This is a genomic window from Promicromonospora sp. NPDC023805 (assembly GCF_040639635.1).
In the GTDB taxonomy this organism is placed as follows: Bacteria; Actinomycetota; Actinomycetes; order Actinomycetales; family Cellulomonadaceae; genus Promicromonospora.
In genome coordinates, this window is sequence record NZ_JBFAAH010000010.1 from 36,514 (window position 1) to 52,091 (window position 15,578).

11 protein-coding genes are annotated in these 15,578 nt (G+C 69.8%); 9 read left to right on the forward strand and 2 right to left on the reverse strand.

Features of this window, described 5'->3' with window-relative positions; genetic code table 11:
- Nucleotides 1–56: 56 nt before the first annotated feature.
- Nucleotides 57–1,574, forward strand: a complete 1,518-nt coding sequence (locus AB0F70_RS12010) for an MDR family MFS transporter (RefSeq protein ID WP_357448115.1) — start codon at nt 57–59, stop codon at nt 1,572–1,574.
- Nucleotides 1,575–1,747: 173 nt separating this feature from the next.
- Here AB0F70_RS12010 and AB0F70_RS12015 read toward each other — a convergent pair whose 3' ends face one another.
- A complete protein-coding gene (locus AB0F70_RS12015) occupies nt 1,748–3,070 on the reverse strand; it encodes an SMI1/KNR4 family protein (RefSeq protein ID WP_357448117.1) in 1,323 nt (440 codons plus the stop codon).
- A gap of 62 nt (nt 3,071–3,132) precedes the next feature.
- On the opposite strand from AB0F70_RS12015, the gene AB0F70_RS12020 reads away from it, so the two are divergent.
- Complete coding sequence (locus AB0F70_RS12020) at nt 3,133–4,083, forward strand: ribose-phosphate pyrophosphokinase (RefSeq protein WP_357448119.1); 951 nt, start codon at nt 3,133–3,135, stop codon at nt 4,081–4,083.
- Nucleotides 4,084–4,103: 20 nt separating this feature from the next.
- Here the strand turns inward: AB0F70_RS12020 and AB0F70_RS12025 are convergent, their stop codons facing one another.
- Nucleotides 4,104–5,540: a CCA tRNA nucleotidyltransferase gene (locus AB0F70_RS12025; RefSeq protein WP_357448121.1), complete on the reverse strand. Its 1,437-nt coding sequence runs from the start codon at nt 5,538–5,540 to the stop codon at nt 4,104–4,106.
- A 152-nt stretch (nt 5,541–5,692) separates the two neighbouring features.
- Here AB0F70_RS12025 and AB0F70_RS12030 point away from each other — a divergent pair, with 152 nt between their 5' ends.
- From AB0F70_RS12030 to AB0F70_RS12060, 7 genes are all read left to right on the forward strand, one after another.
- Complete coding sequence (locus AB0F70_RS12030) at nt 5,693–6,325, forward strand: NUDIX hydrolase (RefSeq protein ID WP_357448123.1); 633 nt, start codon at nt 5,693–5,695, stop codon at nt 6,323–6,325.
- Nucleotides 6,322–8,595 carry a DUF6049 family protein gene (locus tag AB0F70_RS12035; protein ID WP_357448125.1) on the forward strand — a complete coding sequence of 758 codons (2,274 nt, stop codon included), beginning with the start codon at nt 6,322–6,324 and terminating at the stop codon, nt 8,593–8,595. Before AB0F70_RS12030 ends, AB0F70_RS12035 begins: the two co-directional genes overlap by 4 nt.
- A gap of 85 nt (nt 8,596–8,680) precedes the next feature.
- The gene (gene murJ, locus AB0F70_RS12040) at nt 8,681–10,408 is read left to right on the forward strand and encodes a murein biosynthesis integral membrane protein MurJ (protein ID WP_357448127.1); all 1,728 of its coding nucleotides are present in this window, start codon (nt 8,681–8,683) and stop codon (nt 10,406–10,408) included.
- Between the two features lie 165 nt (nt 10,409–10,573).
- Nucleotides 10,574–12,439, forward strand: coding sequence for a hypothetical protein (locus AB0F70_RS12045; protein ID WP_357448129.1), 1,866 nt, complete (start codon nt 10,574–10,576; stop codon nt 12,437–12,439).
- Nucleotides 12,440–12,656: 217 nt separating this feature from the next.
- Nucleotides 12,657–13,652: a thioredoxin-disulfide reductase gene (trxB, locus tag AB0F70_RS12050; RefSeq protein WP_357448131.1), complete on the forward strand. Its 996-nt coding sequence runs from the start codon at nt 12,657–12,659 to the stop codon at nt 13,650–13,652.
- Between the two features lie 71 nt (nt 13,653–13,723).
- Entirely contained in the window at nt 13,724–14,050 is a 327-nt protein-coding gene (gene trxA / locus AB0F70_RS12055) for a thioredoxin (RefSeq protein WP_357448134.1), read from the forward strand.
- 236 nt (nt 14,051–14,286) lie between these two features.
- Nucleotides 14,287–15,522, forward strand: coding sequence for a PLP-dependent aminotransferase family protein (locus AB0F70_RS12060; protein WP_357448358.1), 1,236 nt, complete (start codon nt 14,287–14,289; stop codon nt 15,520–15,522).
- The last annotated feature ends 56 nt before the right edge of the window (nt 15,523–15,578 follow it).

Below are 15,578 nucleotides of genomic sequence, written 5' to 3' on the forward strand. Positions count from 1 at the left end.
TGTGCAATGTCGCTCTCGATCTCGGCCCGCGCGCACCGTACCGAGAGGGCAAGCCTATGAGTACCGACATCATCGACACATCCGACCACCTGAACGAACCACCTGCCACGTCGCCCGCTGCGGGCGACGAGGTCGCACCGACCCGCACGGACAAGCTGGCCCCCGGCCACTTCCGGGTCATCGCACTGCTCATGGCGAGCGCGTTCACCGTGATCCTGAACGAGACCACCATGGGCGTGGCCCTGCCGCTCGTCATGGAGGACCTCCATATCACCGCGACCGTCGGCCAGTGGCTGACGACCGCGTTCCTGCTCACCATGGCGGTTGTTATCCCGGCGACGGGCTTCCTCATCAACCGGCTGGGCACGCGGTGGGCGTACCTGCTCGCGATGGCGCTGTTCAGCACGGGAACGCTGATCGCGCTGGTGTCCCCGTCATTCGGTGTCCTCGTCACGGGGCGCGTGGTGCAGGCGACCGGGACCGCGATCATGATGCCGCTGCTCATGACGACGATCATGACGATCGTGCCGCCGCACCTGCGCGGCCGGATCATGGGCAACATCACCCTGGTCATCGCGCTAGCCCCGGCCATGGGTCCGACCGTGTCCGGGATCATCGCTGACGCCCTGGGCTGGCGGTACGTATTCGCTGTCGTCCTGCCCATCGCCGTCGCAGCACTCGTCGCGGGGCTGCTCTGGATCAAGGACGTGTCGGAGAAGGAACACCACCCGCTCGACCCGCTCTCCCTGCTCCTCGCCCTCGTCGCGTTCGGTGGCGTGGTGTGGGGCCTGTCCGAGCTCGGCGAGTCCGCACGCGGCGAGACGGCGGTCAACCCGTGGCTGCCGCTTGGCACCGGCGTGCTGGTCCTCGGGGTGTTCGTGTGGCGCCAGCTCGCCCGGCAGCGCACCGACTCCGCTCTGCTTGACCTGCGCACCTTCCGCTCCAGGAACTTCTCGCTGTCGATCGGGATCATGGCGATCGCGATGCTGGCGATGCTGGGCACCATGGTCATGCTCCCACTGGTGCTGCAGGACGCCCTGGGCTACACGCCCACCCAGTCCGGCCTGGTCATCCTGCCCGGCGGGCTGGCGATGGGCTTGTCCGGTCCCGTCGTCGGGCGTCTGTATGACAAGTACGGACCTCGGCCGGTCATGGTCCCCGGCCTGATCGCGGTGGTCATCGGTACGGGCATGCTGGCATTCATCAACCCGGCGATGCCCTGGTACGTGATCGTCGTCTCGCAGCTCCTGCTGATGCTCGGTCTGAGCTGCACGTTCACTCCGCTGTTCAGCGCGGCCATGGGTGAGCTCGAGCCGCACCTGTTCTCGCACGGCTCCGCGACGATCAACACGGTGCAGCAGGTGGCGGGCGCCGCCGGCACCGCGCTCTTCGTCGCACTGCTCACCATCCGCTCCACGTCGCTGGCCAACGCCGGTGCGGGGACCGCCGATGCCCTGACCGGCGGAGCCAGCCTCGCGTTCATCGTGGGCGCGAGCGTGCTGGTCGTCGCGGTCGGCCTCGCGCTGATGGTCAAGCGCCCGGAGTCGAACGGCGAGTTCCAGGGCGGGCACTGAGCCCGTGCGTTGATGGGTCGCGCGAGTTCGGTCCGTTGATGAGCGGCCCACGCAACTTCGGTCCGTTGTGCTGAGATCGGTCGGTTGATTGACCGATCTCAGCACAACGGACCGAAGTCGTTCTCGTCTGCCAGCAACCGACCGATGTTGGTAGCTCCAACAGCTCTGCCGGACTACCGGCCGAAGATCCGCCCGAGCAGGCCATCGCGCTTCTGGTCAGCGGGGCGGGTCAGCCGGGTGACCTCGATCGGCGGCAGGCCACGCAGTCCGAGCAGCCGGTTCGCCACCAAGATCGCGTCGGGGAGCGCCGGCGGGTGCGCCCGGTCGGGTGCCAGGCCAGCGGCCTTGAGCGTCTCGGGCACCGTCCCCGCGTCGAGCCGCTCGAGCCAGGTGGCCGGGTCAAGGTTCAGGGCCTCTGGGTCCGACGACGGCGCCCGGCCCGCCTCCACCGGGCCGGCCCCTTCCACCGGGCCGGAGGTCCCACTCGACTGGTCACCGCTCCCTTGACCGACCTCGTCGGGACCCGGTTGCGCCGGGCTCGCCGTCCGCCCGACGAGCAGCGCTGCCAGGCTCTCCGCGCGGTACACCGCCCCGGCGCGCATCTCGTGGTCGAGCAGCAGGATCTGTCCGACGTGCCCGTTCACACCCGGTGCGAGATCGGCGGCGTAGACGTTCCCGGCGCCGTCGGTCCCCACGGGGAACCAGAGCGGCGAGCCGACCACCGACTGCACTCTGCCGGACGGATCCTCAGGGGCGAACGTACCGACGTCGGCGGTCCAGGTGCTGAAGCGTGCGGCAGGCAGGAACGCCTCCCGGAGAAAGCTGCCGCTCAGCGGCACTATCTCGAACCCGCCGAACCGGTCCTCCTCGGGCGTGAGCTTCAGGTTGCCCGAACCCGCTGACGCATACAGCGCACGTACCTCGTCAGGCAGGTGCGATCCCGCGGGCAGGTTCGCCTCGGCGGCGGCCATCTCGTCGGGTGTCGCGCCGACGGCGTCGGGCATCCGCTCCGCGATCACGCGCGCCACCGCATCCGGATCGGCGGACGGCGCCACGGCAGCGTCAGATGGCGGCACTATCGTCGCGAGGTACTGCGCCGGGAGCGCTCCCGGCTCGAGCACGACCTCGAGGATCGGCGTGACCGGCCCCGAGACGACTGCCGGCGGCAGCGCGACGAGCTCTACCGCGTCATCGTCGGGGCGACCGGCGGCAACTACCCGCACGAGCTGCTCGGCGTCCGGCGCGAGCTCGGCGAGCGCACGCAGTGCCCCGTCGAGATCTGCCTTCGGACCACGGTCGCCGGTCCGAGCGGCCTCGCGCGCGAGCTTGCGGTAGTGGTCGCGGCGGAGGTCGGCGTCACCGTCGTCCAGGTAGGTGCCCTGCCACGCGCCGCGGCCGACGGTGCCGACGAACTCGCTCACGTCCGTCCCGGGCGGTGCGGAACGACGCAGCGCGTCGACGAACGGTTCCCAGGTCTGCCAGTCGGTGAGGCTCACCAACCACATGATGCCGTCTCGCTGCTGGGCACGTCGGCTCGACGTTCCGTAGACTTCCAGCCATGGCCGAGGTACGGGTCTTCGCGGGTACCGGAGGTCAGCGCTTCGCTCACGAGATGTGCGCTGATCTCGACGTCGCGCTGAGCCCGATCAACATCCAGCGCTTCGCCAACGACTGCCTGCAGGTCCAGCTCCTGGAGAACTGCCGCGAGCGCGACGTGTACCTGGTGCAGTCAGTGGTGCGTCCCGCCCAGGAGAGCCTGATGGAGCTCCTGCTGATGATCGACGCCGCGAAGGGTGCCTCGGCGGCCCGGATCACCGCCGTCATGCCGCACTTCGCGTATGCCCGCTCCGACAAGAAGGATGCGCCGCGCATCTCGCTCGGTGGCCGCCTCGTCGCGGACCTGCTGGAGACGGCGGGCGTGAACCGCATTCTCACCATGACGCTGCACGCACCGCAGGTGCACGCGTTCTTCCGGGTTCCGACCGATCAGCTCAACGCGCTCCGCGAGCTCGCGGCGCACTTTCTGCCGAGCGACCTGTCGAAGGCCACCGTGGTCTCCCCCGACCTCGGGAACGCGAAGAGCGCGTCGGCGTTCGCCAAGATGCTCGGTGTTCCCGTCGCGGCGGCCGCGAAGGAGCGGTTCGACGGCGACCGGGTCGAGATCACGTCCCTGATCGGCGACGTCACCGGCCGCGACATCATCGTGCTCGACGACGAGATAGCCAACGGGTGGACGATCATCGCCATCCTCGACCTGCTGCGCGAGCACGGCGCCCGCAGCGTGCGGATCGCCTGCACGCACGGGATCTTCGCCAACGATGCGGTCCACCGCATCGCTGCCGACCCTGACGTGGCCGAGATCGTCACCACCAACACGGTGCCGTCGACGGGGCTGCTGGCGCACGACAAGCTGACGGTGATCAGCGTCGCGCCGGCGTTCGCCGAAGCGGTACGCCGGATCCACAGCGGCGAGTCGGTCAGCGCCCTCTTCGACCCGACCCACGTCTGACACCTGGGCCCTTCGGGGAGCTACCGCTCCGCCCACCACTTCTTCAGTTCTTCCGTCGCCGCTTCCTCGCCCAGCGGGCCACGATCCATGCGCAGGCTCAGCAGGTACTTGTACGCCTCACCCACCTCACGCGACGGCGAGATCCCGAGGATCTCCATGATCTGTGTCCCGTCCAGGTCCGGGCGGATCGCGTCGATCTCCTCCTGCTCGCGCAGGGCGGAGATCCGGTCCTCCAGGTCCGTGTACGCGTCGGACAGCCGCTTGGCCTTCCGCTTGTTGCGTGTCGTCGAGTCGGCGCGGGTGAGGCGGTGCAGCCGCTCGAGGAGCGGGCCGGCGTCGGTCACGTAGCGGCGGACGGCGGAGTCCGTCCATGCGCCCTCCCCGTACCCATGGAACCTCAGGTGCAGCTCTACGAGCCGCGACACGTCCTTGACCACCTGCTTCTCGAACTTGAGGGCCTTGAGCCGCTTGGCGGTGAGCTTGGCCCCGACGACCTCGTGGTGGTGAAAGCTGACTCCGCCGCCGGGCTCGAACCGTCGCGTGGCGGGCTTGCCGATGTCGTGCAGCAGTGAGGCCAGGCGCAGCACCAGGTCCGGTGCCGGCACCGCGCCGTCCGGGCCGGTCTCCTGGGCGATCGCCTGCTCCAGCACGGTGAGCGAGTGCTGGTAGACGTCCTTGTGCCGGTGGTGCTCGTCGATCTCGAGCTGGAGCGCGGGCAGCTCGGGCAGCACCTGCTCGGCAAGGCCGGTGTCGACGAGGACCTCGAGACCCGCGCGCGGGTTGTCGCTCAGGAGCAGCTTGGTGATCTCCGCCTGCACCCGCTCTGCCGACACGATCTCGATCCGCTCAGCCATCGCGACCAGCGCGGCGAGCGTCCCTGGTTCCACGTGAAACGAGAGCTGGGCCGCGAACCGAGCGGCGCGCATCATGCGCAGCGGGTCGTCGTCGAACGAGCGCTCGGGGGCGATGGGCGTGCGCAGCACTCCTGCCGCGAGGTCGCTCAGGCCGTTGAACGGGTCCACGAACGTCAGGTCCGGCACGCGTACGGCCATCGCGTTCACGGTGAAGTCGCGGCGCGACAGGTCACCGTCGAGCGAGTCCCCGAACTCGACCAGCGGCTTGCGCGACGCCGGGTCGTACTTGTCGGTCCGGTACGTCGTCACCTCGACGACGACGTCCCCGCGCCGTGCGCCGATGGTGCCGAACTCCCGGCCGATGTCCCAGTTCGAGTCGCCCCAGCGCGCGAGGATCTTCTGCGTCTGGTTCGGCGAGGCCGACGTCGCGAAGTCCAGGTCGTTGCTCGCTCGACCCAGGAACGCGTCCCGGACCGGGCCACCGACCAGCGAGAGCTCGTGCCCAGCGGCGCGGAACTGGTCACCCAGCTCGAGCGCGGCGGGCGCCATCTCGGTCAGCACGCTGAGCGCGCGCCGCAACAGATCCTGCTCAGGGGTAGACACAGCCCAAGATTCTCCCAGACGCGGCCGGACAACACTCACCGCAAGATCACCCGCACCGGCAAACGCGGTCCTGGCCTCCGAACCAGTGCCCGAAACCGCCCGCGCCCCTGCTCCTGACCAGACCAACGGTGCTCAGTCGGTAGTGTTGGGGCATGTCCACCCCAGTTCCGGCGAGCGACCGTCCTGACGGTCGCCCGGAGGTGCCCCCGCCGCCCGGCGGAGCGCCCTTGCGGGTGAATCCTGCCCGGCGCGCTGCGGCGAACAGCCCGACGCACCTGCCGATCGTCGACGAGACCTCCGCGGGCGGCCTGGTGCTGCGCGGCGGCTCCGAGCGGCCCGAGGACTTCAGTGCCGCAGTGCTGCTGCGCCGGAACCGGACGGGCCGCCTGGAGTGGTGCCTGCCGAAGGGACACCTCGAGGGCCGCGAGACGCCCCAGGAGGCGGCGATCCGCGAGATCCGCGAGGAGACCGGGATCCGCGGCTCGATCCAGGCGGAGCTCGGCGTGATCGACTACTGGTTCACCGGTGAGGACCGGAGAGTCCACAAGGTGGTGCACCATTACCTCTTGCGCGCTGAGGGCGGTCGCCTGACCGTGGAGGACGATCCGGACGGCGAAGCCGAGGACGCTCTCTGGGTCAGGGTCGACGAGCTCGCTGCGCGCCTGTCGTACCCGAACGAGCAGCGACTGGCCGTCGCCGCCCTGGACCTCCTCGAGTCGTCGAGGAATCTCCGGGACGCGCTGCGTGCTGACGCCTTTCCCACGGAGCGCCCCGACCTGCCATGACGCAGCACCCCGACCTCGCACACAGTTCCGCCCTCCGCCGGGCGGCCCGCCACACCGGCAAGACAGGCGCCGTGCTCCTGGCGGCCATGCTGCTTGCCGGGTCCACCATGGTTCCGGCGCACGCCACCCTTCCGACGTCGGGAGGTGCCACCACCGGTACGGCCCCGGCTCCTGTCTCCGACACGGTCGCCGCCGATCTCTCCGAGGGTGTCCCCGCCGCGCCGTCGGCCCAGGGCACGCTGGATGTCTCGATCACCGCCATCTCGCACCCGACGGCGAAGCCGGGCGACAAGGTCACCATCCGGGCCAAGGTCACCAACCACACCGGTGCCGCGGTCTCGGGCGCGGGCGCGAGCCTGTACGTCGACTACGCGGCGCTGACGTCCCGCAGCCAGGTCTCCCAGTGGGCGTCCGCCGACCTGCTGGACCCGGTCAAGGGAGCGCCCGCCACGAAGCCGCTCGGGCGGCTGAGCCCGGGTGCGTCCAAGGACGTGTCCTTCACCTACGACCCTGGTGTCGACGCACTGCAAGGTTTCGGCCCTCGACGGATCGCGGTCAGCGCCGACGACGCCACGGGCCGGCTCGGCATCGTGCGCTCGTTCCTGCTTTACGACGCCGACGGCGCCGAGCGCCCACCCGTGCAGCTCAGTGTGCTCGCCGGGGTGACAGGGCCCGCCACCGATCCCGCCGACCGGAGCATGGTGGAGATCGAGCTGGCGCAGCTGGCGGCTGCCGGTCAGCGCCTGGACGGCGTGGTGGAGGTCGCGGAGGGCGGCATGCTGTCGCTCGCGGTGGACCCCGCGGTGGTTGCCGTGGCAGTGAGGTCCAACGACTCCGCGCTCGCCGCCTGGTCGGACCGCCTGCTCGAGGCCGCGGACAACACCGCCACCTACGCGCTCCCCGACCGGGACCCCGACCTCGCCGCGCTGGCGCACGCCAACATCCGTACGACCGGCCCGCGGAGCTTCCTCCGTGCACCCCGGATGGGCAGCTGGCCCGTCCCGGAGAACTGGCGGTCGAACTTCGCCTGGCCCGCCGACGGGTTCGTGCCGGACGTGCAGACGCTCGGACTCGCCGTCTCCGCCGGTCGGCCGAACGTCGTGGTCAGCGGTGGGCTGGGAGTCAAGGAGGGTGGCACGGCGACCGGCCGCGCCGAGGTCCGCACCTCGTCGGGCACCGCGCACGCCGCCGTCACGGACTCCACCCTCACGCACGCCTTCCTGTCCGCGACCGACCTGTCGCAGGCAGAGGCCACGAGCACCGAGAACACCGCCGACACGAGGTCGGCGGGTACGACCACCACCGCCGCGGAGGGGACCCAACGCCTCCTCGCGGAGACGGCCGCTGTCGTCAGCCAGGCGCCCGCCGATCCGCCGACCATGTCGATAGTCGCGCCGCGCACCTGGACGCCTGACGCCGCAGCCGCTACCGCGATCCTGAAGGCGCTCGACGAGGCCGAGTGGGTCGAGACGACCACGCTGGACAAGGTGTTCGCGCACGATGCGCCGGACGTCGTCCGCACGTCTCTCCCGAACCGCCGCGTGGCGGACGCCGAGCTGTCCACCACCAGCGTCGCGGCGCTGGAGAAGACACGCGACGCGGTGGTGACGTTCTCCTCGGTCGCCGTCGACAACCCTGGCACGATCTGGCGGCCGGGCGTGACCCGCCTGACCGCACCGCTGGCCGTCGCGCAGCGGGCGGACCCAGGCCTCCGGGAGCTGCTCGTCCGGCGGACGCTGGATGCGAGCAACCAGCTCACGCAGCAGTCCATATCGGTGGTGCCCCGCCAGGACATCAACTTCATCACCGATGTGGGCAACATCCCGGTGCGCGTGCGCAACTCGCTCGGCATGGACGCGACGGTGACCGTGGTGCTACGCCCGGACCACCCGCGCCTCACGGTCGGCGCCCGTAAGGCCGAGACGGTGCCGGCAGGGCAGGAGATCGACGTACAGGTTCCGGTGCGCGCCATCGGCTCCGGCGACGTCGAGGTCACCGCACAGGTCCTCACGCCGACCGGCGCCAAGATCACCGACGACTCGTCGTTCCAGGTCCGCGTCCGCGCGGGCTGGGAAGAGGTCGGCACCTGGATCGCGGCGGGGCTCGTCGCACTGCTGTTCATTGCCGGGATCTGGCGTACGGTGCGGCGCGGCCGCTCGCCGTACCGGGCCACCCGCGAGGACGTCGAAGAGGCGACGGTGACGGCGGCCGAGGCACCCGAGTCGACCTCGACGACGACGGCGGACTCCGTGGCCGTCCGGGCAGAGTAGTGTTTCGGCCGCCGCACACTTCGGCCGCGCAGCACCGGGCAAGGCCCCAGACCACGGGAGTAGTCGCTTGACCCAGGAGAAAGCCGTGACCGTACCGACCGACCCAGCGTCGGACCCCAGCGCGGAGGCCGCGAGCGGTCCGGGCGCGCCCGCCGCGTCGCCGCCGTCCCGCGGCCTGGGCCGCAACTCGATGGTGATGGCGGCAGGTACTGCCGCCTCCCGCCTCGGCGGCCTCGTGCGAAACCTGATGCTTGTGGCCGCCGTCGGCTCGGTGGGCAGCGTCTCCATCGCGTTCGACGTCGCGAACAAGCTGCCCAACGTGATGTTCGCGATCCTCGCGGGCGGCATGCTGAACGCCGTCCTGGTGCCGCAGATCGTCAAGGCGTTCCGCGCGCACAACACGCAGGAGCGGATCGACAAGCTGCTCACCGTCTCGGCGGTGGGCATCCTCGCCGTCACCGCGATCCTTACCGGCGCGTCGGCGTGGGTGGTGATGCTCTACACGAACGGCTGGAGCGCGGAGCAGCTCGCGCTGGGCACCGTCTTCGCCTTCTGGTGCATCCCGCAGCTCTTCTTCTACGGCCTGTACACGCTGCTGGGCCAGGTGCTGAACGCGCGCGAGCAGTTCGGCCCGTTCATGTGGGCGCCGGTGGCCAACAACGTCGTCTCGGTCATCGGGTTCGGCATCTTCCTCGTGGTGTTCGGCACCTCGCCCGTGCTCGGCATCAACGACCTGTCGGAATGGGACACCCCGCGCACGATCCTGCTTGCGGGTACCGCCACCCTCGGCATCGCCGTGCAGGCGCTGGTCCTGCTGGTCCCCCTGCTCCGCTCCGGCTTCCGCTGGCACTTCCGCCTGGGCCTGCGCGGTGTGGGACTGCGATCGGCCGGATCGGTGGCCCTGTGGACGTTCGCCGCGGTGGTGCTGGAGCAGGCCGGTGTCCTGTACCTGACGCGGGTCACGTCCGAGGCCGGCGCGATGAGCACTCCCTTGGAGGCGGTCGCGGGCAATATGTCCTATGCGCAGGCACTCCTGATCTACCTGCTGCCGCACTCCCTCGTCACGGTCTCCATCGCGACCGCCCTGTTCACGGGCATCAGCAAGGCCGCACAGGAGGGCGACACGGACCGCGTCCGTGACGACCTCTCGACGGGTCTGCGCACGATCGGCGTCTTCACGGTGTTCGCCACTGCCGCCCTGACGGTGCTGGCTGCCCCGGCCACGGCGTTCATCGTCCCCACGGCGGGCGAGGAAGGCACCGCGCTCATCGCGCCGGTGCTGGTCGCGCTCTCGTTCGGTCTGGTGCCGCTCGGCGCGATGGCCCTCATGAAGTGGGTCTACTACGCGTACGAGGACGGGCGCTCCGTCTTCTGGATCACCGTGCCGTCCACGCTGGCACTGGTGGCCGGGCTGATCGCAGCGCAGATCTGGCTGCCGATCGAGACCTGGGTGATCGCTGCGGCCGGCGCCTACGCCCTGTCGAACTGGATCACCGTGCTCCTGCGCACCCGGGGCCTCAGGACCAAGCTCGGCGGGCGGCTCGACGGCGGCCGCGTGCTCACGCTCCACGCCAAGACGCTCCTCGCTGCCGTCGTCTCCGGCCTGGCCGGCTGGGGTGTGTACCGGCTGGTCGGCGGGTTCGAGGTGCTCTCGTTCGGCAATGGCTGGGTGCTGACGATGCTCAGCGGCCTGTGGGTTTCGGCACTGTGCGGCCTGGCCATGGTCGTCATCTACGTGGTGCTGCTCCGCCTGCTCCGGGTCAAGGAGCTCGACCGCCTGCTCGGCCCGCTGCTCGCGCGGCTCAAGCGCTGACCCGCTCCGTCGTCGTACCGGAAGCGCAGATCGTTGATCTGCGCTTTCGTTGCGTCTCGGCGACATTTCGACGGGCTGTCGGCGGTTCCGCGTAGCATGGCGACGGTGCCCGACCCCTGCGGTCGCGCACCTGCTACTGTCCCCCGAGCGAGCGAGGAGGTCCGCGTGAGCACCGTCGAGCCAGGCATTGTGCTGGTCGAGAGATACCGGCTTGGCCAGCAGGTGTCGACCGACCTTGCCGCGGCAACCGCCTGGGAGGCACACGACCTGATCCTGGACCGCGAGGTCCGCGTGACTCTTGTGACCGGGCCTTATGCCGGTGACGCCCTGGACTCCGCCCGACGCGCTGCGCTCGTCACGGACCCTCGTCTGGTCCGGGTCCTCGACGCCGGGTCCGATGCCGACGACCGCAAGTACGTCGTCACGGAACCGCACACCGGCTCAACGCTGACCGAGATCGTCTCGAGCGGTCTGGTGGACGAGCAGCAGGCCCGGGCGATCGCAGGTGAGGCGGCCGCCGCCCTCGGCGTGGCGCACGCGCGCGGTGTGCACCACACCGCGCTGCGCCCCGAGGCCGTTCGGGTGGACGGCCACCAGGTCCGGATCACCGGCCTGGGGCTCGACGGCGGTCTCGCTTCCGGTGAGACGCTCAACGTCCAGCCCGCGCAGCTCGATGCTCAGGGTCTGGTGGCCCTGCTCTACTACGCGATGACGGCACGCTGGCCGGGCCAGGATCTCGAGGCCGACTGGATCGCCAAGGACACCCTGATCCCACTGCCCGCGCTGCTCGACGCTTCCGGCGCTGTGGCGCCGCTTTCCACGCTGGTTCCCCACGTGGACCCCGACATCGATGCTCTGGTGGGCCGGACGTTCGACGCGACCGGCAGCACCGACGGACCGATGAACCCCGACGACGTGACCACGGCTCTTCAGCCGTGGGGAGAGGTTTCCGTAGTGGCATCGCTGCCTGGATTTGTGCAGCCCGAGCCGGAGGGGCCGCGACGGCAGTCAATCGCCGACGCTTTCGGCGGCGACGGTACGCCGCCCGTTCGACGCCCAGTCACCGGCCGGATCGCACGCAACGACGAGACGATGGCGACGGGAGCGGGTAACGTGCCCGCCGGTTATCCCGAGCCGCAGAACGATTACACGTACGAGCCGCAGGCGTTCGGCGGGCACGCCCCTGTGCCGCCACCTCCTCCGGACGGAGGCGTACCGGTCGGCTACGACCAGTTCGGCCAGCCGGTCGGCCAGGTCCCGCCTGGCTACGACCAGGCGCAGTACGCCCAGCAGGGCGCGCCTCAGCAGTACCCGCCGCAGTACGCCCCGGGCGGTTACGACCAGGGTGGCGGCTACTACGACCAGGACGGCGGGTTCGCCACGCAGCCCGCGCCGAAGCGCGGTGGCGTCAACCCGACGCCGATCGTGCTCGGGCTGGTCGGTGTCGCCGTGGTGGCCGGTCTGATCTGGGCCATCAATTCGGTGCTCTCGCCTACTCCGGAGCTGATCGCCGATGCTTCGCCGTCGCCTGAGGTGACCGCCTCCGCCGGTGGCGCAGGCGGTGAGGGTGAGGGCAGCTCACCGCCCTCTCCCTCGGCGCAGACGGAGGCGCGACCGGTGATCGACTCGGCCGCACTCCTCGGCACGCTCGACTGGAACGGCGAGACGATCGACCACCCCGAGAAGGTCGAGTCCGCCTACGACACCGACCCGGCCACGTTCTACTACACGACCACGTACCAGCAGGCCGCTTTCGGTGGTTTCAAGGACTCGCTCGGCATGGAGCTCAAGCTGCGCGAGCCGGCCTCGGTCAGCAAGGTGGAGCTGCTGACCAACACTCCGGGCGGCAAGGTGCAGATCCTCAAGGGCGGTGCGGGCGGTGAGGTGCTCGCCGAGGGCACCTTCTCCAAGACGACCACGTTCGAGCTGACCGAACCCGTCGTCAGTGATGCGTTCACCATCTGGGTGACCGAGCTGCCGCAGGTGTCGGACGGCTTCCGGCTGGAGCTGTACGAGGTAGTCCTGAGCTGACCTGTCGTCAGCCAGCAGGAGCAATCCAGAACGCCGGTGGGAACGAACACATGATGTCGATGGTTCGTTTCCCCGGCGTTCTGGGCGTCTCAGCACGTGGGTCCGGTGGTCCATCGAAGAATGTCGATGTTGTGTGGCGAGGTTCACGCTCGCGATGGCGCCACAGATGGCCTGGCCTGGAACACTAGGACACGGTCGCGTGTTATGGCGTGTGCCCATGGAACTCGAGGAGAACACCTTGACCGAACAGACCACCGCTGCGGCTGCCGGGACCACCGACGCCCCCGTGCTCGACGTCGTCATCGTGGGGTCCGGCCCCGCGGGATATACCGCTGCCATCTACGCGGCGCGCGCGGGTTTTGCGCCCGTTGTCATCGCGGGCTCGGTCACTGCCGGTGGCGCACTCATGAACACCACCGAGGTCGAGAACTTCCCCGGCTTCCCTGCCGGGATCCAGGGTCCCGACATGATGGAGGCCATGCGCGAGCAGGCCGAGAAGTTCGGCGCCAAGGTCATCTGGGACGACGCCGAGCAGGTCGAGCTGTCCGGTGACGTCAAGACCGTCGTGACCGGCGGCGGCGACACCTACCGCGCCCGCGCCGTCATCCTCGCCACCGGATCCGCGTACCGCGAGCTGGGCATCTCCGACGAGAAGCGCCTCTCCGGGCGCGGCGTCTCGTGGTGCGCGACCTGCGACGGCTTCTTCTTCCGTGACCAGGACATCGCAGTGGTGGGTGGTGGTGACTCCGCGATGGAGGAGGCCACGTTCCTCACCCGGTTCGCGTCCAAGGTCACCGTCGTGCACCGTCGCGACGACCTGCGCGCCTCGAAGATCATGGCCGAGCGTGCCCTCGCGGACCCGAAGATCGAGTTCGCCTGGAACAGCGAGGTCGCCGGTATCTCCGGTGACAGCAAGGTCTCGGGCATCAGCCTGCGCGACACGGTCACCGGCGAGATCCGGGACCTGGACGCGACCGGCCTGTTCGTCGCGATCGGTCACGAGCCCCGTACCGACCTGGTCAAGGGCCAGGTCGACCTGGACGAGAACGGCTACATCCTCGTCGAGGGTCGGAGCACTCGGACCAACCTTCCCGGTGTCTTCGCCTGCGGTGACGCCGTCGACCACACCTACCGCCAGGCGATCACGGCCGCCGGGTCGGGCTGCTCCGCGGCGCTCGACGCTCAGGCCTTCCTCGACTCGCTGAACGACTGATCTCCCGGCCGGTTCCCACCGCCCCCGCCCCTCTCGGCCCCCCCCATGGGCCACGAACAAGGAGATGCTGGATGAGCACCATCAAGGTCACCGACGACACCTTCAAGACCGAGGTCCTCGACTCTGACATTCCTGTCTTCGTCGACTTCTGGGCAACCTGGTGCGGCCCGTGCCGCATGGTGGCGCCGATCCTCGAGGAACTGTCGGAGGAGTACGAGGGCAAGATCAAGATCGTCAAGATCGACACCGACGAGAACCGCCAGACCGCCATGGACTACGGCATCGTGTCGATCCCGACGCTCAACGTCTACAAGGGCGGTGAGGTCGTCAAGTCGATCATCGGTGCCCGCCCCAAGCGCGCGCTGACCGAGGAGATCGACGAGGTCCTCGCGGGCTGACCCCGCGTGCACCGCGCCGAAGAGCGCGTGTCCGTCTCGCCCGATGCCGTCATCGGGGGGCTCGGGACACGCGCTCTTTGTCGTCGCAGGCCGCGTAGTCTCACCGTTTCGCCACGGACGGGCACTCTGCCCCACACCACCCCCGTGCGAGACTGGGCCGCGTGAACGAGCTTCCCGAGACCGCCGGAAACCGCCTCGACCCGTGGTTCGGCGCGTACGCGGCGCGGGCGCACGGCATGCGAGCCTCGGAGATCCGAGCACTCTTCTCGGTCGCGAACCGTCCCGAGGTCGTGTCGCTCGCGGGTGGGATGCCGTACCTCGAGGGTCTCCCCCTCGACGTCATCGCGGACACCATGCAGCGGCTCATAGCCACCAAGGGAACCACTGCCCTGCAGTACGGCTCCGGTCAGGGCGAAGAGAGCCTGCGTGAGCACATCACGCAGGTCGTCGCGCTCGAAGGTGTCTCAGCCCACCCTGACGACGTCGTCGTCACCACCGGCTCGCAGTCCGCGCTCGACCTGGTGACCCGCATCTTCATCGACCCGGGTGACGTCGTCATCGCCGAGGCGCCGTCCTACGTCGGAGCGCTCGGCGTGTTCCGGTCCTACCAGGCCGACGTCGTCCAGGTGCCGCTCGATGCCGACGGGCTCGTCCCCGCGGAGCTGGACGCGACGCTGACCCGCCTCGCGGCCGAGGGCCGCCGCGTGAAGTTCCTCTACACGGTCCCGACGTTCCAGAACCCTGCGGGTGTCTCGCTCTCCGCCGAGCGTCGCCCGCAGCTGCTGGAGATCTGCCGCCGGCACGGCGTCCTCGTCGTCGAGGACAACCCGTACGGTCTGCTCGGCTTCGACGAGGAGCCCCTGCCCGCGTTGCGCTCCTACGACAGCGACGGCGTGCTGTACCTGGGTTCGTTCTCCAAGACGTTCGCCCCTGGATACCGCGTCGGGTTCGTGATCGCACCGCACGCCGTGCGCGACAAGCTGGTCCTGGCGAGCGAGTCGGCGGTCCTGTCTCCCTCCAACGCCTCGCAGCTCGCCGTGGCGACGTACCTCGAGACATGCGACTGGAAGGCGCAGATCAAGGCCTACCGCGAGCTGTATCGCGAACGGCGCGACGCTCTGGTGGGCGCGCTCGGCGAACATCTCCCGAGCGCGTCGTGGAACGTGCCGAAGGGCGGGTTCTTCGTATGGGTGCGGCTGCCGGAGGGCCTCGACTCCCGCGCCATGCTTCCCCGGGCCGTCACCGCGCGCGTGGCGTACGTCCCCGGCACGGCGTTCTACTACGACGGGAGCGGCTCCGACCACATGCGGCTGTCGTTCTGCTTCCCCACGCCGGAGCGTATCCGTGAGGGTGTGCGCCGGCTGGCCGGCGTCGTCAACGGTGAGGCCGAGCTGGTGCGGATCTTCGGCACCGCGGCGCGCCCCGACCCCGACACGGACGACGTCGAAGCCCCGGCTCCGAACCTGGCATGACGTCGTGCCCGACGTCGCAAGTGCGGGCCACCCCGAAGATCGGGCTGTCTGGCACG

Bases quoted from the DNA above. Each gene is read 5' to 3' on its own strand.
- AB0F70_RS12030 (WP_357448123.1), top strand. From the start codon at position 5,693: ATGTCCACCCCAGTTCCGGCGAGCGACCGTCCTGACGGTCGCCCGGAG.
- AB0F70_RS12035 (WP_357448125.1), top strand. From the start codon at position 6,322: ATGACGCAGCACCCCGACCTCGCACACAGTTCCGCCCTCCGCCGGGCG.
- trxA (WP_357448134.1), top strand. From the start codon at position 13,724: ATGAGCACCATCAAGGTCACCGACGACACCTTCAAGACCGAGGTCCTC.
- AB0F70_RS12010 (WP_357448115.1), top strand. From the start codon at position 57: ATGAGTACCGACATCATCGACACATCCGACCACCTGAACGAACCACCT.
- trxB (WP_357448131.1), top strand. From the start codon at position 12,657: ATGGAACTCGAGGAGAACACCTTGACCGAACAGACCACCGCTGCGGCT.
- AB0F70_RS12060 (WP_357448358.1), top strand. From the start codon at position 14,287: ATGCGAGCCTCGGAGATCCGAGCACTCTTCTCGGTCGCGAACCGTCCC.
- AB0F70_RS12020 (WP_357448119.1), top strand. From the start codon at position 3,133: ATGGCCGAGGTACGGGTCTTCGCGGGTACCGGAGGTCAGCGCTTCGCT.